We start from the raw sequence: 21,246 nt of genomic DNA, 5'->3' as shown, positions 1-21,246 counted from the left end.
GTCCGTGGCGGTCAGAACCGGCTGACGCCGAAGCTATTGGGTTGCAGCTTGCGAATGTCGGCCTCGTGGCAGATGTCCAGCAAGTAGCCGAGCAGGGTGCGTGTGTCGCGGGGATCGATCAGCCCGTCGTCCCACAGGTTGGCGCTGCCATAGAGAGCGGTGGACTGGCTGTCGAGTTTCTGCGCGGTGACTTGTTCGAGCATGTCGAGCATTTTCGGGTCTGGCGTCAGGCCGTCCTTCAACTGCTTGGCTTCGGTAACGATGCGCAAGACTTTGCCGGCCTGCGCACCGCCCATCACCGCCGTGCGGCTGTTCGGCCAGGCGAAGATGAAGCGCGGATCGAGTCCGCGTCCGCACATCGCATAGTTGCCGGCACCGTAGGAACCGCCGACGACCATCGTCAGTTTAGGCACCCGTGCATTGGCTACCGCTTGAATCAGTTTCGAGCCGTGTTTGATCACGCCTTGCTGCTCGGATTCGGTGCCGACCATGAAACCGGTGGTGTTGTGAAAGAACAGCAGCGGCGTCTGGCTCTGATCGCACAACTGAATGAACTGCGCCGCTTTGCTCGCGCCGTTGGGTGTGATTGGGCCGTTGTTGCCGATGAACCCGCAGGCGCGGCCCTGAATCTTCAACTGGCCGCAAACAGTTTGCTGATCGAACTCGCCCTTGAATTCGACGAAGCAGGATTCGTCGGCAATGCGCGCGATGATTTCGCGCACGTCGTAAGGTTTTTTCGGATCGTCGGGGATCAGCCCGAGCAATTCATCGATGGGGTAGAGCGGCTCTTTGTATTGCGGCTCCGGCAACCACGGCAGTTGCTCGTTCCACGGCAACATACGGAGGATTTCACGGACCTGATGCACGCCATCGGCATCGTTTTCAGCGAGGTATTCAGCCGTTCCGGCGACCTGTGCGTGCATCTCGGCGCCACCGAGTTCTTCATCGGTGGCGACTTCGCCGGTGGCCGCTTTCAGCAGTGGCGGACCGGCGAGAAACAGCTTGGCCTTGCCGCGCACCACCACCACGTAATCCGACAGCCCCGGCTGATAGGCGCCACCGGCCGTGGCCGAACCATGCACCACGGTAATCTGCGGCAAACCCATTGCCGACATCCGCGCCTGATTGGCAAAACTGCGCGCGCCTTCGACAAAAATCTCGGCGGCGTAATTGAGGTTGGCGCCGCCACTTTCGGCAAGGGTGATCACCGGGAGTTTGTTTTCCTGGGCGATCTGTTGCAGGCGCAGGGATTTTTTCAGGCCAGTGGGCGAGATCGTCCCGCCCTTGATTGCGCTGTTGTTCGCCACCACCATCGCGCGAATGCCGCAGACGTAACCGATACCGGCGATCAGTCCGCCACCGGCGGAACTGCCGTCCTTGTCGTCGTGCAACTTGTAGCCGGCGAGGCTGGCCAGTTCGAGAAACGGCGCGCCGGGATCGAGCAACAGATTCAAGCGCTCACGGGGCAGCAGTTGCCCGCGCTTGTCGAACCTGGCTTTGGCTTCGGTGGCCTTGTTCAACAGGCTCTGTTCGAGTTGCTGCACATGTTCGATCGCCGCGAGCATGGCCGAGCGGTTGCGGGCAAACGCTTCGCTGTGCGGGTCGAGTCGGGACTGGATCTGCGGCATGGCTTACTCCTTGTCCTTCAGCACATCGGGTAAATAGGCGCGGTGAAAGCCGTTGAACGACTCGCTGTGGGTCGCCTTGTGCAACGGCCATGCACGGCTGCCGAGGCTGGCCGCGCCGTCGATTTTCAAGGTGCTGCCACTGATAAATGCGGCGGCCGGGCTCAGCAAAAAAACAATCGCCGCACTGACTTCCGACTCGGTGCCGATGCGCTTGAGCGGCACATGTTCACGCAGGGTCGGAATCACCGCTTTGAATGCGCCTTCGTAAGTGTCCATGCCGCTGGAGGCAATCCAGCCCGGCGCCACCGCGTTGACCCGCACGCCGGCATAACCCCATTCGAACGCGGCAGTTTTGGTGAAGTTGTCCATGCCCGACCGCGCCGCGCCAGAGTGACCCATGCCGGGCATGCCGCCCCACATGTCGGCGAGCATGTTGACGATGTTGCCGCCGTGTTTGCTCATCGACTGGTTGAACACTTCCCGCGCCATCAGAAAACCGCCGACCAGATTGGTGCGCAGCACGGTTTCGAAACCTTTCTGATTGATCGAGGCCAAGGGCGACGGGTACTGGCCGCCGGCATTGTTGACCAGACCGTGGATCGGTCCGTGTTCAGCAATCAATTCGCTGACCAGCTGTTTTACCGCTTCTTCATCGCGGATGTCGCAAGCCTTCCAGTGCGCGCGGCCACCGTCCTCGGCGATTTCGTCGGTGACCTTTTGCAGTTTCTCCGGCTTGCGCCCGACCAGCAGTACATTGGCGCCGAGGGCCGCCAGTTCATGGGCGGTGCAGCGACCGATGCCACTGCCGCCACCGGTGACGATGATGGTCTGGTCGCTGAACAGATCGGCGTGGAAAATCGACGCGTAAGCCATGCAAACAATCCTCTAGTCGAGCTGTTCGGCGATGCTCTGCGGCACCGGGATCTGGATTTCCAACAGTTGCTGGGCGAAGGCTTTACCTTGCGGATCGATGCGCAGACTGGCCACGCCGCCACCGCCGAGGGCGTTTTCCAGGAGAAAGTTGAGGCTGTGGGTGCCAGGCAGATACCAGCGTTCGACCCGGCCGTGGATCGGATCGAGTACATGGCTCATCCAGTCGACGATCACCGCCGGGGTCAGTGCTTCGGCGATCCACGGCAGGTATTCGGGTTTGCGCGGCATCACGCCAATGTTGCTGTGATTGCCCTTGTCACCGGAGCGCGCGACGGCCAGTTTCACCAGCGCCACACTGGCATCGGCGCGGCCCTGTGGTTTGGGCGGCTGATGGGGCAGGGGCAAATCCGCGCTGTCGAGTGCGCTGAGCGAAGGCAGGGCGCATGGATAACGTTGACCGGCCATGTCGATCTGTACTGTGCAGGCGCTTTTATCGATCAGGAATGAAAACAGACGAATCAGCGGATACACCGTTGGCCGCCCGCCGATGATGCCGGTCAGCCCCGGCGCCATGCCGGTCGCGGCTTGGGCAATTTCCCGGGAGAACAGTACCAGCGCCTGTTTGCTCGGGTGGCGCACGGCGAGCTTGATCACCACTTCGCGGCTGTCACGGCGCTGGCCGTGGGGGCCGTAGGTGGCTTCGCTGCCGAGCAGTTCGATGTTGATTTCGCTATAGGGCGCCCAGCCGCGCTGGGTGAACATTTGCGAAGTCTTGTCGATGATCGACCGACTGACGCGCTGCGCTTTTTCCACTGCATCGATACCGGCGATCAGGCAACTGGCGGTGCAACGAAACCCGTCCGGGTAGGTGGCGCTGACCTTGTATTTATCGCTCGGTGGCAGGCCTTTGGCGCCGTGGACGTGCACGGCATTCTTGCCTTGTTGCTGAAGTCTGACCCCAGTGAAATCACAGACCACATCAGGCAACAGATACGCCTGTGGATCGCCGATTTCATACAGCATCTGTTCGCCGACAGTCAGCGGGGTGACCAGTCCGCCGCTGCCTTCGGGCTTGCTGACGATGAATTGGCTGTCGGCGCTGACTTCAACGATCGGAAAGCCGATGTGCTCGTAATCCGGCACTTCGCGCCAATCGGTGAAATTGCCGCCGGTGCATTGCGCGCCGCATTCGATGATGTGCCCGGCGAGCGCAGCCTGGGCGATTTTGTCGTAGTCGTGCCATGACCAGTCGAATTCATGCACCAGCGCCGCACTGACCACCGCGCTGTCGACCACGCGCCCAGTGATGACAATGTCGGCCCCCAGGCGCAGCGCTTCGACAATGCCCGGCGCGCCAAGGTAGGCGTTGGTCGACACGCACATTGGCGGCAGCGGGGCGCCGCTGAACATTTCGGTGATGCCGCTGAGCTGTTTGAGCTGTGGTTGCAGATCATCGCCCAGTAATACGGCGATTTTCAGTGCGACGCCGGCCTTGTCGCAGGCCGCTTGCAGGGCGGCGGCGCAGGCTTGCGGATTGATCCCGCCGGCATTGCTGATCACGCGGATGTTCTGCTCGGCCAGTTGCGGCAGCAGCGGTGTCAGCACGTCGATGAAGTCGCCGGCAAACCCCGCCTGCGGGTCCTTCATGCGTGCCCCGGCCATGATCGACATTGTGATCTCGGCCAGGTAATCGAACACCAGATAATCCAGCTTGCCGCCCTCCACCAGTTGCGCGGCGGCGGTGGACGTATCTCCCCAGAATGCACTGGCGCATCCGATGCGAACGGTGGTGGGCATTTTTATCTCCGACTCAGCAACCTGCGACAGAAGTGCTCTGAGGCTACCAAGCAAGCGCTTGGTTTGTAAACAGTTGAAACTATCTTCTGCCCAAGCGCTTGCTTGGTTGCCGCTGGCGGCTTAAATTGCGCGCAACCCTGCGGTTTCAGGGGGCAACAGACTGATCGACTGTAGGAGAGAACGGGTGGACGAGCAAAAAGCCCTGAGGGTCATGCGCGATTTGGTTGATGAAGGCCAATTGACCGACCCCGACAGCGCCCGCGGCAAATTGCTGCAAGTGGCCGCTCACCTGTTCCGCAACAAAGGCTACGAACGTACCACGGTGCGCGATCTGGCCGGCGCCGTCGGCATCCAGTCGGGAAGCATTTTTCATCACTTCAAAAGCAAGGATGAAATCCTCCGGGCGGTGATGGAGGAAACCATCCGCTACAACACCGCGTTAATGCGGGCAGCTCTGGCCGATGCGGCCAATGTGCGCGAACGCGTGCTGGCGCTGATTCGCTGCGAACTGCAGTCAATCATGGGTGGCAGCGGTGAAGCCATGGCAGTGCTGGTTTACGAATGGCGTTCGCTGTCCGAAGAAGGCCAGACCCAAGTGCTGGCACTGCGCGATGTCTACGAGGACATCTGGCTGCAAGTGCTGGGTGAGGCCAAGGACGCAGGATTTATCCGTGGCGATGTATTTATTACCCGACGTTTCCTCACTGGCGCACTGTCCTGGACGACCACCTGGTTCCGTGCCGGCGGCAGTTTGAGCCTCGATCAGTTGGCCGACGAGGCGCTGATTCTGGTCCTCGAAGCGCGTTGAAGCACTTTCTATCCGGCCGGGAAACTGGCTAACTGGGCGAAACCGCCTAGCTTGAATGCATTGATCGGTATTTTTTCGGGGAGTGGGGTGTTTTGAAGTCTTTGCCAATTCGGACGGCCGCGGGCTTGATGCTCGCAGCGCTGGCTGCATTTTGGGTATTGCCCGCTCAGGCAGCGCAATTGGTCCGGGTCGGCGCGGCGCATTTTCCGCCTTACACCGTTCGCCCGGAAAACGGTGCCGACACAGGCCTTCTGCCGCAATTGGTCGAGGCCCTCAATCGCCTGCAAAGCGACTATCAGTTCGTCCTCGTGCCCACCTCGATTCCCCGGCGTTTCGGTGACTTCAAGCAGGGCCGGATCGACATGGCAATTTTCGAGAATCCCGATTGGGGCTGGAAGGAAATTCCCCACACAGATGTCGACATGGGCCTTGAGGATGCGGAAATTTTCGTCGCACAACGCGAAGATGGCCGGCAGCAGAATTATTTCGCCGACCTCACTGGCAAGCGCCTGGCTCTGTTCAGCGGTTATCACTACGAGTTCGCCAACTTCAACGCTGACCCGAAATACCTCGCACAGAATTACAACGCCACGCTGACCTATTCCCACGACAGCAACCTGCTGATGGTGCTGCGCGGGCGCGCCGATGTTGCCTTGGTGACCCGTTCCTATCTGTTCGATTACCTGCTGCGTAACGAAAAAGTGCGCGACGAGTTGCTGGTGTCGCAGCGCATCGATCAGGTCTATCACCATTACGCGATTCTTCGTCCGACCGCGCCGATCACCGGCGCGGCGTTTGGCAAGTTGTTGCAGGGTTTGCGCGACAACGGTGAAATGCTGAAGATTTTCGATCCGTACAAGATTGCCGTAGTGCCGGTGCCTCACCACTGAGGCAGCGATTTGCGGGCAAAGCCTAAATTTTCCCTCCCGGATCACGTCCCATCGTTGAACTGTCGACGATTATCGTGAGCCCGACCCATGTCCAATCTGAATGACCTGACTTCCCTGGCCTTGCCTGCGGGCAGTCAACTGATCGCTGATGTCAGCGAAAGCCGTCTGAGCCTGAGCCTGGACGGACAACCGCTGATCCGCTTGCGCCTCGATCAAGACGTAAAGGGGCCGATCCAGATCGATGAGCGTTTTGCGTTGCCGCCCGGGCAGGCGTTGTGGGCAGCCTGTTACTGGCTGTTCGCGCGGGATCCGGCGTGCCGGCAATTGACCTGGCAACTCGATCAGCCACCGACCGAAGCGTTGCTCAGTGGCTTGCTGGTGAGCACCGAAGTGGCTGGCGAATATCGCTGCGAGCGCACGCTGTTCTGGCAATTGCCGCAACCTTGGCTTGGGACTTCGCTGACGGGCAGCTATCCGCAGCAAATGGTCATCAGCCAAGGTAAACGTCATCCGCTGCGGCCAGTCAAACCGCGCGGTGAAGTGTATCGGCGTTTCGATGCCCGCCTTGGTGCGTGGATTTCCCTGCGCACTGTAGAGATCGAAGCAGACCTGGCGCGCTTCAACCGCTGGCAGAACAGCCCGCGCGTCGCCAGTTTCTGGCAGGAAGAGGGCAGCCTCGAGCAGCACCGCGAATACCTGAGCAAGCTCGATGCTGACCCGCATACGCTGACGCTGATTGGCTGTTTCGATGATCAGCCGTTTGCCTATTTCGAAGCCTACTGGGCCAAGGAAGATCGCATCGCGCCGTTCTACGATGCCGACAACTACGATCGCGGTATTCACATGCTGGTCGGCGAGGAAGAGCACCGTGGCCCGCATAAAGTGGCGAGCTGGTTATCGGCGCTGGTGCATTACCTGTTTCTGGATGATCCGCGCACTCAGCGGGTGGTCGCCGAGCCACGGGCCGACAACGCGAAGATGATCGGCCATATGCAGAATCAGTGTTTTCACTGTGAGAAAGAGTTCGACTTCCCGCACAAGCGCGCGGCGCTGATGATGTTGGGGCGTGAGCGATTTTTTGATCGGTGCAGGTTGGCGTGAGCTGATCGGGCTCAGGATCTTTGTGATTTTGAGTCCGTCTTCGCGAGCAAGCTCGCTCCCACATGGTTTCTGCATACGCAGATCTAATGTGGGAGCGAGCTTGCTCGCGAATGGCTTGACGCCGAATTCAGATCCTAGCGACGACCCGCAATCACCGCATCCCGCCGACTGCCCGACACCTTGCGGCAGTGCACCAGTGCATCACGAATCATGAAGTTGACCAGGGTTGGCGAAACACCCAGTTCCTTGGCGATGTCCTTTTGCGGCACGCCGTGCAGGCGGTACATCTCGAACGCATAGCGCGTGCGGCTGGGCAGTTCGGTCAGCGCGTCGGCGATGTTTTCCAGGGTCGAGAAATTGATATGCGAGGTTTCCGGCGAAGCACCCTGGATGACCACATTCAGCCCTTCCTCTTCAGGGCCGGAGTACTTCTGCTCAAGCGCCTGTTTGCGGTAGTGATCGATGGCGAGGTTGCGCACGATCTGGAACAGATAGCTCAGTTGAGCCTTGATCGACGACGTGATCGGTGGCGCCGATTGCAGTCGGAAAAACGCATCCTGCACCACATCTTCGGCGCGCGAACGGCAGCCGGTAATGCGGGCTGCAATCTTGACCAGAATCAGTCGATTGTCGACGAATGCATGAAGTAGCGGTGAATCGCACTTGCTTGTGGATACTTGTTCCGTCATGGAAATCACCTTGCTGCCAAATAGGTTCGTGGGGCGCCTTGGGGGAGGGGCGTCCTACACATCGAGCGACAAATTATGTTGAATGATAATGATTGTCAATTGAGAAAGAGAAGTAATGCGCTACAAAAGTGCGTTCTGAGAACTGCGACACGCCGCCGCACCCCGGCCGCATTGGCGCTCCTGCCCGCCGACTAATTATTTCAAGACGTCATCCGTTCTCATTGGTGAATGGTTCCGGGCGCACAACCCCGGCCACACCACATTCCGCAGCCTTGCGTGGTCGGCACAGACCGCGCCCTGCATGCCCTTCGAGGGGCGTGACGCAGCAAACCCGATTCCATTAGCAAGCCGAATTCAGGCAGGAAACCTCATGACCGACGCGTTCGAACTCCCCAGCACCCTGGTCCAAGCCCTCCAGCGCCGCGCGGCCCTGACGCCGGATCGACTGGCCTTGCGTTTTCTCGCCGAAAACGAAGAGCAGGCTGTGGTACTCAGTTATCGTGAGCTGGATGAGCGCGCACGCACCATTGCGGCAGCGCTGCAAGCCGAGGCTGCCTTCGGTGACCGCGCGGTATTGCTGTTTCCCAGCGGTCCGGATTACGTCGCGGCATTTTTTGGCTGCCTATACGCCGGCGTGATTGCAGTGCCGGCCTATCCGCCGGAATCCGCGCGCCGTCACCATCAGGAGCGTTTGCTGTCGATCATTGCCGACGCCGAACCGCGTCTGCTGCTGACCAGCGCCGACCTGCGCGACGCCTTGCAGCAGATCGAGGGTGCGCCGCCGTTGTTGTGTGTCGACACTCTCGACAAGACACTGGCGCAAAACTGGGTTGAACCGAGCCTGCCGCAAGACCATATCGCCTTCCTGCAATACACCTCCGGTTCGACTGCACTGCCCAAAGGCGTGCAAGTCAGCCACGGCAATCTGGTCGCCAACGAACTCCTGATCCGTCACGGTTTCGGCATCGACGTGAACCCTGACGATGTGATCGTCAGCTGGCTGCCGCTGTACCACGACATGGGTTTGATCGGTGGTCTGCTGCAGCCAATTTTCAGCGGCGTGCCATGCATTCTGATGTCGCCGGCGTACTTCCTCGGTCGGCCATTGCGCTGGCTGGAAGCGATCAGCGAATACGGCGGCACCATCAGCGGCGGGCCGGACTTCGCCTATCGCTTGTGCAGCGAACGGGTCAGCGAGTCGGCGCTGGAACGTCTCGATCTGAGTCGCTGGCGCGTGGCCTATTCCGGTTCCGAGCCAATCCGTCTCGACACCCTTGAGCGCTTCGCCGAGAAGTTCGCCGCATGTGGTTTCAGTGAGCACAGCTTCATGGCCTCGTACGGTTTGGCCGAAGCCACGCTATTCGTCGCCGGCACCCCGCGCGGCACCGGTATTCCGGCACTGCGCGTGGACGATCAGGCGCTGGCACAAAACCGCGCCGAGCCGGGCGATGGCAGCCCAATCATGAGTTGTGGTATCAGCCAACCGGAACACGCGGTGCTGATCGTCGAGCCGAACACGCTCGTCGAACTCGCCGACAACGCGGTCGGCGAAGTCTGGGCCGCAGGCCCGAGCATCGCCCACGGCTACTGGCGCAATCCTGAAGCGAGCGCCAAGACCTTCGTCCAGCACGCCGGCCGCACCTGGCTGCGCACCGGCGACCTGGGCTTCATGCGCGACGCGGAGCTGTTCATCACCGGACGCCTGAAAGACATGCTGATCGTGCGCGGCCACAACCTGTATCCACAGGACATCGAAAAAACGGTCGAGAACGAAGTGGAAGTGGTGCGCAAGGGTCGCGTCGCTGCATTTGCGGTCAATCAGGATGGCGAGGAGGGCATCGGCATCGCGGCGGAAATCAGCCGCAGCGTGCAGAAAATCCTCCCGCCGGAGGCATTGATCAAAGCCATTCGCCAAGCCGTGGCTGAGGCTTGTCAGGAAGCCCCGAGCGTGGTGGTGCTGCTTAATCCCGGCGCCTTGCCGAAAACTTCCAGTGGCAAATTGCAGCGCTCGGCGTGCCGCAATCGTCTGGCCGATGGCAGCCTCGACAGCTACGCGGTGTTCCCGTCGAACACCGTTGAAAGCCAGGATGCAGTCACCAGCGCCTCAGAACTTGAAGGCTTGATCGGCAAGATCTGGGCTGAGCAACTCAACGTCAAACAGGTCAATGCCGACGACCACTTCTTCCTGCTCGGCGGCAACTCGATCGCCGCTACGCAGGTGGTCGCCCGCGTGCGTGAAGAACTCGCGCTTGAGCTGAACCTGCGGCTGTTGTTCGAAGCTCCGACCCTGGCGGCGTTCGCCGCAGCCGTTGCGCAACAGCAGCAGGACGGCGGCAGCGCCCAAGGTGCAATCACCGCGTTGTCGCGCAGCGAGCCGATGCCGCAATCGCTGGCGCAAAACCGTTTGTGGATCACTTGGCAACTCGACCCACAGAGCAGCGCCTATAACATTCCCGGTGCCCTGCGTTTGCGTGGCGAACTGGACGAAGACGCTTTGCGTGCCAGCTTCCAGCAACTGATCGAACGCCACGAATCCCTGCGCACGCGTTTCTTCGAGCGCGACGGCGTGGCCCTGCAACAAGTGACTGTCGGCGCCAAATTCAACCTGCAACTGATCGACATCAGCGACTTGCCGGCGCCCGAGCGCGAGGCCCGTGCGCAACAAATCCGCGAAGACGAAGCACGCACCCGGTTCGACCTGGAAAAAGGTCCGCTGCTGCGGGTGACGCTGGTGCGTCTCGACGACGAAGATCACCAATTGCTGGTGACGCTGCACCACATCATTGCCGACGGCTGGTCGCTGAACGTATTGATCGACGAATTCTCGCGCCTGTACGCCGCCGCTTCGCAAGGGCTGACGGCCAACCTCGCGCCATTGCCAGCCCAGTACGCCGACTACGGCAGCTGGCAGCGTCAATGGCTGGCGCAAGGCGAGAGCGCGCGGCAACTGGCCTGGTGGAAAGCGCAGTTGGGCGACGAGCATCCAGCGCTGGAACTGGCCACCGATTACCCACGCTCCGCCAAGCAAACTCACAGCGCCGCACGCCACACCGTGCGTCTGGGCGCGAGCCTCAGCGATGCGCTCCGTAACACGGCACAGGCTCAGCAATCGACCCCGTTCATGCTGTTGCTCGCGGCATTCCAGAGCCTGCTGCATCGCTACAGCGGTCAGCGCGACATCCGCATCGGCGTACCGAATGCCAACCGTCCACGCCTGGAAACCCAGGGCCTGATCGGCTTCTTCATCAACACCCAAGTGCTGCGTGCAGAGATCGATTCGCGCCTGTCATTCGTTGCGCTGTTGGCTCAGACCCGCAACGCCGCACTCGGTGCCCAGGCGAATCAGGATCTGCCCTTCGAACAACTCCTCGAAGCCTTCCCGCAGGCCCGCGAACAAGGTCTGTTTCAGGTCATGTTCAACCACCAGCAACGTGATTTGAGTGCGCTCAAACGTCTGCCGGGTCTGCTCGCCGAAGAACTGCCGTGGCACAGCCGCGAAGCCAAGTTCGACCTGCAATTGCACAGCGAAGAAGACCGTAACGGTCGCCTGACCCTGTCGTTCGACTACGCCAGCGAACTGTTCGATGTGGCGACCATCGAGCGTCTGGCCGAGCATTTCAGCAACCTGTTGCACGACGTCTGCGAACGTCCGGAGCAAGCCATCGGTGATCTGCAACTGCTGACCGCCACTGAGCACGATCAGCAACAACACTGGGGCGTTGCGCCATGCACCCCGGCGCAACAATGGCTGCCAGAACTGCTCAACGAACAGGCGCGCCTGACCCCGGAACGCACCGCGCTGGTGTGGGACGGCGGCAGCCTCGACTTTGCCGAATTGCATACGCAAGCCAACCGCCTTGCGCATTATCTGCGCGACAAAGGCGTCGGCCCGGATGTCTGCGTGGCCATCGCTGCCGAGCGTTCGCCGCAACTGTTGATCGGCCTGCTGGCGATCATCAAGGCCGGCGGCGCCTATGTGCCACTGGACCCGGATTATCCGGCCGATCGTCTGGCTTACATGCTCCGCGACAGCGGCGTCGAACTGCTGCTGACCCAGACTGAATTGCTCGGCCGCTTGCCGGCCAGCGACGGCGTCAGCGTGATCGCCATGGACGCGCTGCACCTGGAAAACTGGCCGAGCCAGGCACCGGGTCTGCACCTGCACGGTGATAATCTCGCCTATGTGATTTACACCTCGGGTTCCACCGGCCAGCCGAAAGGCGTCGGCAACACCCACGCGGCACTGGCCGAGCGTCTGCAATGGATGCAGAACACCTACCGCCTCGATGAAACCGATGTGCTGATGCAAAAGGCACCGATCAGTTTCGACGTGTCGGTGTGGGAATGCTTCTGGCCACTGATCACCGGTGCGCGACTGTTGATTGCCGGCCCCGGCGAACATCGCGATCCGCATCGCATCGCCCAGTTGGTTCAGGCCTATGGCGTGACCACGCTGCACTTTGTGCCGCCGCTGCTCTCGCTGTTCATCGACGAACCGCTGAGCGCCGAATGCATCAGCCTGCGCCGGGTGTTCTCCGGCGGCGAAGCGCTGCCCGCCGAACTGCGCAACCGCATCCTCGCGCAACTGCCGGCGGTGCAATTGCACAACCGTTACGGCCCGACTGAAACCGCGATCAACGTCACCCACTGGCATTGCACCACTGCCGATGGTGAGCGCTCGCCGATCGGTCGTCCGCTGGGCAACGTGATCTGCCGCGTGCTCGACGCCGATCTCAATCCGCTGCCGGCCGGTGTGCCGGGTGAATTGTGCATCAGCGGCATCGGCCTGGCTCGCGGTTACCTTGGTCGTCCATCGATGACCGCTGAACGCTTTGTGGTCGATCCATTGGGCGAGCAGGGCGCTCGGTTGTACCGCACCGGCGACCGCGCGCGCTGGACATCCGATGGCGTGATCGAATACCTCGGCCGCCTCGATCAGCAAGTCAAACTGCGTGGCTTCCGCGTCGAACCGGAAGAAATCGAAGCACGCTTGCTCGCCCAGGACGGCGTCGCCCAAGCCGTGGTGCTGGTGCGTGAAACCGCTGCCGGTGCGCAGCTGATCGGCTACTTCACCGCGACCGATGCCAGTGAAAATCCTGACGAGCAAATCACCCGGCTGAAAACCGCGCTGGCCGCCGAGCTGCCGGAGTACATGGTCCCGGCGCAACTGATGCGTCTGGACGCAATGCCCCTCAGCCCCAGCGGCAAACTCGACCGCCGCGCCTTGCCCGAGCCGCAATGGCAAGTGCGTGAACACGTCGAACCGGTCACTGCACTGGAACAGCAGATCGCCGCGATCTGGCGCGAAGTGCTCGGTCTGCCTCAAGTCGGTCTGCGCGACGACTTCTTCGCCCTTGGTGGCCACTCGCTGTTGGCAACGCAAATTATCTCGCGTACTCGTCAGGCCTGCGACGTCGAGCTGCCATTGCGCGCGTTGTTCGAGCACAGCGAACTGGCTGATTTCGCCGAACAGATCCGCTTGATCCAGGCCAGCGGTCGCACCAACAAACAGCCACCGATCGACAAGGTCGATCGCAGCCAACCGGTGCCGTTGTCGTACTCGCAACAGCGCATGTGGTTCCTCTGGCAGATGGAACCGGACAGCCCGGCCTACAACGTTGGCGGCATGGCGCGCCTGCGCGGCGTGTTGCATGTCGAGTGTTTCGAGGCCGCGTTGCAAGCGCTGATCCTGCGCCACGAAACCCTGCGCACCACCTTCCTGAGCGTCGACGGCGTCGCCCGCCAACAAGTGCATGGCGAAACCGGTGTGCGCATGGGCTGGAAGGATTTCTCAAAACTTGCCGCCGATGTGCGTGAGCAAAAGGTTCAGCAACTGGCCGATGACGAAGCGCATCTGCCGTTCGATCTGGAAACCGGCCCGCTGCTGCGCGCCTGTCTGGTGAAGACTGCCGAGCACGAACATTACTTTGTCCTGACTCTGCACCACATCGTCACCGAAGGCTGGGCGATGGATATTTTCGCCCGGGAACTCAGTGCGCTGTACGAAGCCTTTGTCGATGACCGTGATTCGCCGCTTGAGCCGCTGCCGGTGCAGTACCTCGACTACAGCGTCTGGCAACGCAACTGGCTGGAATCCGGCGAGCGTCAGCGCCAACTCGACTACTGGACCGCGCAACTCGGTCGTGAACATCCGCTGCTGGAATTGCCGGGGGACCGTCCGCGTCCCCCAGTGCAAAGCCATCAGGGTGAGCTGTTCCGTTTCGACCTTAGCGACGACCTCGCCGCGCGGGTTCGTGCGTTCAATGCGCAAAACGGTCTGACCCTGTTCATGACCATGACCGCCGCACTCGCGACGCTGCTTTACCGCTATAGCGGCCAGACCGATCTGCGCATTGGCGCGCCGGTGGCCAACCGCATTCGCCCGGAAAGTGAAGGGTTGATCGGTGCGTTCCTCAACACCCAAGTGCTGCGTTGCCAGCTCGACGGCATGATGTCGGTCGGCGAACTGTTCGAGCAGGTGCGTCACACCGTGATCGAAGGCCAGTCGCATCAGGATCTGCCATTCGATCATCTGGTTGAAGCCTTGCAACCGCCGCGCAGCGCTGCGTACAACCCGCTGTTTCAGGTGATGTGCAACGTGCAGCGCTGGGAATTCCAGCAGAGCCGCATGCTCGCCGGCATGACCGTCGAGTACCTGGCCAACGATGCACGAGCGACCAAGTTCGACCTCAACCTGGAAGTCACCGACCTCGACCATCGCCTCGGTTGCTGCCTGACTTACAGCACCGATCTGTTCGACGAGCCGACCATCGCGCGCATGGCCAAGCATTGGCGCAATCTGCTCGAAGCGCTGATCGCCGATCCGCAGCAGCGCCTGAGTGAATTGCCGCTGCTCGATGCGCCTGAGCAACAGCACCTGCTCGACAACCTCGGCATCGAGTCGGGCGAGCATCGTCTCGATCAGTGCATTCATCACCTGTTCGCCGAACAGGCGCTGGCCCGCAAAGACGCGCCGGCCCTGACCTTCGCCGGGCAGACCCTGATCTACGCCGAACTCGACGCCCGCGCCAATCGTCTGGCCTGGGCCTTGCGTGAGCGCGGTGTCGGCCCGCAGGTGCGGGTCGGCCTGGCGCTGGAGCGTTCGCTGGAAATGGTCGTCGGCCTGCTGGCGATTCTCAAGGCTGGCGGTGCGTATGTGCCGCTGGACCCGGAATACCCGCTCGACCGTCTGCATTACATGATCGAAGACAGCCGCATCGGCCTGCTGCTCAGTGATCGCGCCATGTTCAAAGCCCTTGGCGATCTGCCGCCAAGTGTGGCGCGCTGGTGTCTGGAAGAAGACAGCGCGGCACTCGCCGCTTACCCGGCTCGCGAGCTGCCGTTTATCAGCCTGCCGCAGCATCAGGCGTACCTGATTTACACCTCGGGTTCCACCGGTAAACCAAAAGGCGTGGTGGTCTCCCACGGCGAAATCGCCATGCACTGCCAAGCGGTGATCAAGCGGTTTGCCATGCGCCCCGACGACTGCGAACTGCATTTCTATTCGATCAACTTCGACGCGGCGACCGAGCGCCTGTTGGTGCCGTTGCTCAGTGGCGCGCAAGTGGTGTTACGTGCGCAGGGGCAGTGGGACGCGGAAGAAATCTGCGATTTGATCCGCACGCATAAAATCAACGTGCTTGGTTTTACCCCGAGCTACGGCAGTCAGTTGGCGCAGTTCCTCTCGACGCAAAACGAGATCTTGCCGGTGCGGATGATCATCACCGGCGGCGAAGCGCTGACCGGTGAACACCTGCAACGGATTCGCGCGGCGTTCCAACCGGCGATGTTCTTCAATGCCTACGGCCCGACCGAAACCGTGGTCATGCCCCTGGCCAGTCTGGCGCCGGAGGTGCTGGACGAGGGCGCCGGCAGCGTGCCGATCGGCAGCGTGATTGGCGCACGCGTGGCGTACATTCTCGACGCCGATCTGGCATTGGTACCGCAAGGTGCAACCGGTGAATTGTTCGTCGGCGGCGCCGGTCTGGCCCAGGCCTATCACGACCGTCCGGGCATTACCGCCGAGCGTTTTGTCGCTGACCCATTCGCCACCGATGGCGGGCGCATGTATCGCACCGGTGACCTGGTGCGCCAGCGTGCCGATGGTTTGGTGGAATATTTGGGACGAATCGACCATCAGGTGAAAATCCGTGGATTCCGTATCGAACTGGGCGAAATCGAAACGCGTCTGCTCGATCACGAGTCGATCCGCGAAGCCGTGGTGCTCGCACTGGATGCCCCGAGCGGCAAACAACTGGTTGGCTATCTCGTCACCGAGGTTGCCGAGCAAAGTGAAGCCCGTCAGGCTGAACTGCGCGACGCCCTCAAGGCGCACCTCAAGGCACAACTGCCGGATTACATGGTGCCGACCCACCTGATCCTGCTGGCGAGCATGCCGCTGACCGCCAACGGCAAACTCGACCGCCGCGCGTTGCCTGCGCCGGACCCTGAGTTGAATCGTCAGGACTACGTCGCGCCGAGTAACGAACTGGAGCAGACCCTGGCGCAGATCTGGTGCGAAGTACTCAACGTCGAGCAGGTCGGCCTCAACGACAATTTCTTCGAACTCGGTGGCGACTCGATTCTGTCGATTCAAGTGGTCAGCCGCGCGCGGCAGCAAGGCATTCATTTCAGCCCGCGTGATCTGTTCCAGCATCAGACCGTGCAAACCCTCGCCGCTGTGGCCAGTCGTACCGAGCAGGTGACGGCCGAGCAAGGCCTGGTGGCTGGCGAATCGGCCCTGACGCCGATTCAGCGCTGGTTCTTCGACACGGAAATCCCTGAACGTCAGCACTGGAACCAGGCGTTGTTGCTGGAGCCAACTGTGGCGCTGGAACCGCATCGTCTGGAGCAGGCGCTGCTGGCGGTGATTGAGCAGCATGACGCCTTGCGTCTGCGCTTCACCGAGGCCGACGGCCAATGGCAAGCGACGCATCAACCAGCCTCCGATGCGGTGGTGTTGTGGCAAGTGCGCGTGACCTCGATGGACAAGTGTGAAGCACTGTTCGCTGATGCTCAGCGCAGTCTCGATCTTGAACAAGGCCCGTTGGTGCGTGCCGTGCTGGTCGATGGCCCTGAAGATCAACAACGCCTGTTTATCGCCATCCATCACTTGGTGGTTGACGGCGTGTCGTGGCGCGTTCTGCTCGATGATCTGCAAACCGTGTATCGCCAACTCGACGCCGAACAAGCGGTAAAACTGCCGGCGAAAACCAGCTCTTTCAAGGACTGGGCTGCGCGTTTGCAGGCCTACGCCGGCAGCGAATCCCTGCGCGAAGAACTCGACTGGTGGCAGACCCAACTGGCCGGGCCGAACGCTGATCTGCCCTGCGAAAATCCGCAGAGCGGCCAGCAGAATCGTCACGCACAAACCGTCAGCGTGCGCCTCGATGCCGAGCACACCAAACAGTTGCTGCAACAGGCTCCGGCGGCTTACCGCACGCAGGTCAACGATCTGCTGCTGACCGCACTGGCCCGCGTACTCTGCCGCTGGAGTGGGCAACCGTCGGCGCTGATTCAACTGGAAGGCCACGGCCGCGAAACCCTGTTCGACGAGATCGACCTGACCCGCACCGTCGGCTGGTTCACCAGCGCTTACCCGTTGCGTCTGACCCCGCACAACATCGAAGAAGCCGCCGGGCAGGGCGCTTCGATCAAGGCAATCAAGGAGCAACTGCGCGCGGTGCCGCACAAAGGCCTCGGCTACGGCGTGCTGCGTTATCTCGCCGATGACCTCAGCCAGCGCAGCATGGCCGCGCTGCCGCAGGCGCCGGTTACCTTCAACTACCTCGGCCAGTTCGACCAGAGCTTCGGCAGTGATGCGCTGTTCCGTCCGCTGGACGAGCCGGTCGGTGCCGCGCACGATCCGCAGGCGCCATTGCCCAACGAGTTGAGCATCGACAGCCAGGTTTACGGCGGTGAATTGCTCCTGCGCTGGACCTTCAGCGGCGAGCGTTATGACGCGCAGACCATCAACGATCTGGCCGACGCTTACCTCGGTGAGCTGCAAAGCCTGATCGCCCATTGCCTGCAAGACGAGGCCGGCGGCCTGACGCCATCGGACTTCCCGCTGGCCAGGCTGACTCAGGCGCAACTCGATGCCTTGCCGGTGCCGGCCGCGCACATCGAAGACGTCTATCCGCTGACGCCGATGCAGGAAGGCATGTTGCTGCACACCTTGCTCGAACCGGGCACCGGCCTGTACTACATGCAGGATCGCTACCGCATCAACAGCGAACTCGACCCGCAGCGTTTCGCTCAGGCCTGGCAAGCGGTGGTCGCCCGTCACGAAGCGCTGCGTGCCTCGTTCTGCTGGAACGTTGGCGAAGACATGCTGCAAGTGATTCATACGCCGGGTCGTACGCCAATCGAATATCTGGACTGGAGCGCCATCGCTGAAATCGAGCAGGAACCGAAGCTGCAAGCGCTGCTGCAACGCGAGCGCGAGGCCGGTTTCGATCTGCTCAATCAGGCGCCGTTCCACTTGCGCCTGATCAAGGTCGGCGCGTCGCGTTACTGGTTCATGATGAGCAACCACCACATCCTCATCGATGCCTGGTGCCGCTCGTTGCTGATGAACGACTTCTTCGAGATTTACACCGCGCTGGGTGAGGGTCGTGAAGCGCAACTCGCCGTACCACCGCGTTACCGCGATTACATCGGCTGGCTGCAACGCCAGAGCCTCGCCGAAGCGCGGCAGTGGTGGCAGCAGAACCTGCAAGGGTTCGAGCGCACCACGCCGATTCCGAGCGACCGTCCATTCCTGCGTGAACATGCCGGTGAAAGCGGCGGCATGGTCGTCGGCGACCGCTACACCCGCCTCAATGTCGAGGACGGTGCGCGTCTGCGGGAACTGGCGCAGGCGCATCAACTGACCATCAACACCTTCGCCCAAGCGGCGTGGGCCTTGGTCCTGCGGCGCCTAAGCGGTGATCGTGACGTGCTCTTCGGCGTCACCGTGGCCGGGCGTCCGGTGGACATGCCGGAGATGCAACGCACCGTCGGTCTGTTCATCAACAGCATCGCGCTGCGGGTGAAAATGCCCGGGGACGATCAGCGCAGCAGCGTGCGTCAGTGGCTCAGTGGTTTGCTCGACAGCAACATGCAGCTGCGCGAATACGAATACCTGCCGCTGGTGAACATTCAGGAACAAAGCGAATTGCCGAAAGGCCAGCCGCTGTTCGACAGCCTGTTCGTCTTCGAGAATGCCCCGGTGGAAGTCTCGGTACTGGACCGTGCGCAGAGCCTGAATGCGACCTCGGACTCGGGCCGAACGCACACCAACTTCCCGCTGACGGCGGTGTGTTACCCGGGCGATGACCTCGGTCTGCACCTGTCGTACGACCAGCGTTATTTCGACGAATCGACCATCGAGCGCATGCTCGGCGAGTTCAAACGTCTGCTGCTGGCGCTGGTCGATGGCTTCCATGGCGACATGGCCGATCTGCCGCTGCTGGGGGCCGAAGAACAGGACTTCCTGCTGCACGGTTGCAACCAGAGTGCCCACAATTATCCACTGGAGCAAAGCTACGTGGCGCTGTTTGAAGCGCAGGTTGTCGCGCATCCGCAGCGCATCGCCGCCAGTTGCCTGGATCAGCAACAGAGCTATGCCGAGCTGAACCACAACGCCAACCGTCTCGGCCATGCACTGGTCGCCGCCGGTGTGCAAATGGATCAACCGGTGGCCTTGCTCGGCGAACGTAACCTCGATCTGCTCGGCATGATCATCGGCAGCTTCAAGGCTGGCGCGGGTTATCTGCCGCTGGATCCGGGCCTGCCGAGTCAGCGTCTGCAACGCATCATCGAATTGAGCCGCACGCCGGTGCTGGTCTGCTCCAAAGCATGCTTTGAACAGGCGCAGACCTTGCTGGATGAATTCAGCTGCGCCAATCGCCCGCGCTTGTTGGTCTGGGAAGAGATTCAAGCGGCAGCGACAGCGGCGCAGAACCTCGGCATTTACAGCGGCCCGGACAACCTCGCTTACGTGATCTACACCTCGGGTTCGACCGGCCTGCCGAAAGGCGTAATGGTCGAACAGCGCGGCATGCTCAATAACCAGTTGAGCAAGGTGCCGTATCTGAACCTGAGCGACGCCGATGTGATTGCGCAGACCGCTTCGCAAAGCTTCGATATTTCGGTCTGGCAATTCCTTGCCGCGCCATTATTCGGCGCGCGGGTGGACATCGTGCCGAACACCATCGCTCACGATCCGCAGGGTTTGCTGGTGCATGTGCAAGCGCAGGGCATCACCGTGCTGGAGAGTGTGCCATCGCTGATTCAGGGCATGCTTGCCTCGGAGCGCCTGAGTCTGGATGGCTTGCGCTGGATGCTGCCAACCGGCGAAGCGATGCCACCGGAACTGGCGCATCAATGGCTGCTGCGTTATCCGGACATTGGTTTGGTCAACGCGTACGGTCCGGCGGAGTGCTCGGACGACGTGGCGTTCTTCCGTGTCGACATGGCGTCGACGCGCGGCAGTTACTTGCCGATCGGCACGCCGACCGACAACAACTTGCTCTATCTGGTCGATGGCGCGCTGGAACTGGTGCCGTTGGGCGCGGTAGGTGAGTTGTGTGTCGCCGGGACCGGCGTCGGGCGCGGTTATGTCAGCGATCCGTTGCGCACCGCGCCGGTGTTTGTGCCCAACCCGTTCGGTGCGCCGGGCGAGCGTCTGTATCGCACCGGTGACCTGGCGCGGCGTCGCAGCGACGGTGTGCTGGAGTACGTTGGCCGTGTTGACCATCAGGTGAAGATTCGCGGTTATCGCATCGAGCTGGGTGAGATCGAAGCGCGCCTGCATGAACAGCCGGAAGTGCGCGATGGCGCGGTCGCTGTGCAGGAGGGCGTCAACGGTAAACACTTGGTCGGTTATCTGGTTGCGGCCGATTCGGCACTCAATCCGAGCGAACGCCTGGAGCGGATCAAGCAGCGCCTGCGCGCCGAACTGCCAGAGTACATGGTGCCGCTGCACTGGTTGTGGCTAGAGCAAATGCCGCTGAACGCCAACGGCAAGCTCGATCGCAAAGCCTTGCCGGCGCTGGAGATCGGCCAGTTGCAGAGCGAGGATTATCTGGCCCCGCGCAATGATCTTGAACAGACGTTGGCTGATATTTGGGCTGAGGTGCTGAAGGTCGAAAAGGTCGGTGTACGCGACAACTTCTTCGAGCTGGGCGGGCATTCGTTGCTGGCCACGCAGATCGCCTCGCGGGTGCAGAAAACCCTGCAGCGCGATGTGCCGCTGCGAGCGATGTTCGAGTGCAGCACGGTGGAGGAGTTGGCTGAGTACATCGATGGACTGGCGGCGAGTGATATCACCGAGGAGAAGGTTGATCGGTTGAATGATCTGATGGCGGAGCTGGAGGGCCTCTGATTCTCTAGTGTCTGCACTGGCCTCATCGCGAGCAGGCTCACTCCTACAGGGGAACGCATTCCAAAATGTAGGAGTGAGCCTGCTCGCGATG

The 21,246-nt window shown here is 61.4% G+C and carries 8 protein-coding genes; 4 read left to right on the top strand and 4 right to left on the bottom strand.

Annotated elements, in window-relative coordinates:
- Positions 1 to 11: 11 nt before the first annotated feature.
- From atuC to CLU80_RS04160, 3 genes are read right to left on the bottom strand one after another with little or no spacing between them, the layout of a single operon-like run.
- Positions 12 to 1,628, bottom strand: coding sequence for a geranyl-CoA carboxylase subunit beta (gene atuC, locus CLU80_RS04170; RefSeq protein WP_099756831.1), 1,617 nt, complete (start codon positions 1,626 to 1,628; stop codon positions 12 to 14).
- Between the two features lie 3 nt (positions 1,629 to 1,631).
- Positions 1,632 to 2,501, bottom strand: a complete 870-nt coding sequence (locus CLU80_RS04165) for an SDR family oxidoreductase (protein WP_099756830.1) — start codon at positions 2,499 to 2,501, stop codon at positions 1,632 to 1,634.
- Positions 2,502 to 2,513: 12 nt separating this feature from the next.
- The gene (locus CLU80_RS04160) at positions 2,514 to 4,298 is read right to left on the bottom strand and encodes an acyclic terpene utilization AtuA family protein (RefSeq protein ID WP_099756829.1); all 1,785 of its coding nucleotides are present in this window, start codon (positions 4,296 to 4,298) and stop codon (positions 2,514 to 2,516) included.
- Between the two features lie 184 nt (positions 4,299 to 4,482).
- On the opposite strand from CLU80_RS04160, the gene CLU80_RS04155 reads away from it, so the two are divergent.
- The 3 genes from CLU80_RS04155 to CLU80_RS04145 all read left to right on the top strand — a co-directional run bounded on the left by CLU80_RS04155 (position 4,483) and on the right by CLU80_RS04145 (position 7,097).
- Positions 4,483 to 5,106: a TetR/AcrR family transcriptional regulator gene (locus CLU80_RS04155; protein WP_099756828.1), complete on the top strand. Its 624-nt coding sequence runs from the start codon at positions 4,483 to 4,485 to the stop codon at positions 5,104 to 5,106.
- 92 nt (positions 5,107 to 5,198) lie between these two features.
- On the top strand, positions 5,199 to 5,996 hold the full coding sequence (locus tag CLU80_RS04150) for a substrate-binding periplasmic protein (RefSeq protein WP_093435061.1): 798 nt from the start codon (positions 5,199 to 5,201) through the stop codon (positions 5,994 to 5,996).
- Between the two features lie 87 nt (positions 5,997 to 6,083).
- Positions 6,084 to 7,097 (top strand): GNAT family N-acetyltransferase, encoded by a 1,014-nt coding sequence (locus CLU80_RS04145; RefSeq protein ID WP_099756827.1) that lies wholly within the window; start codon positions 6,084 to 6,086, stop codon positions 7,095 to 7,097.
- A gap of 134 nt (positions 7,098 to 7,231) precedes the next feature.
- On the opposite strand, the gene CLU80_RS04140 is transcribed toward CLU80_RS04145, so the two are convergent.
- Positions 7,232 to 7,786 (bottom strand): RNA polymerase factor sigma-70, encoded by a 555-nt coding sequence (locus CLU80_RS04140; protein ID WP_099756826.1) that lies wholly within the window; start codon positions 7,784 to 7,786, stop codon positions 7,232 to 7,234.
- 370 nt (positions 7,787 to 8,156) lie between these two features.
- On the opposite strand from CLU80_RS04140, the gene CLU80_RS04135 reads away from it, so the two are divergent.
- Complete coding sequence (locus CLU80_RS04135; RefSeq protein WP_099756825.1) at positions 8,157 to 21,155, top strand: non-ribosomal peptide synthetase; 12,999 nt, start codon at positions 8,157 to 8,159, stop codon at positions 21,153 to 21,155.
- Positions 21,156 to 21,246: the final 91 nt, after the last annotated feature.

This window comes from Pseudomonas sp. 29 (assembly GCF_002754355.1).
Lineage (GTDB): Bacteria > Pseudomonadota > Gammaproteobacteria > Pseudomonadales > Pseudomonadaceae > Aquipseudomonas > Aquipseudomonas neuropathica.
The sequence above is the reverse complement of the archived record's forward strand: the minus strand, read 5'-3'. Positions and strand labels throughout refer to the sequence as shown.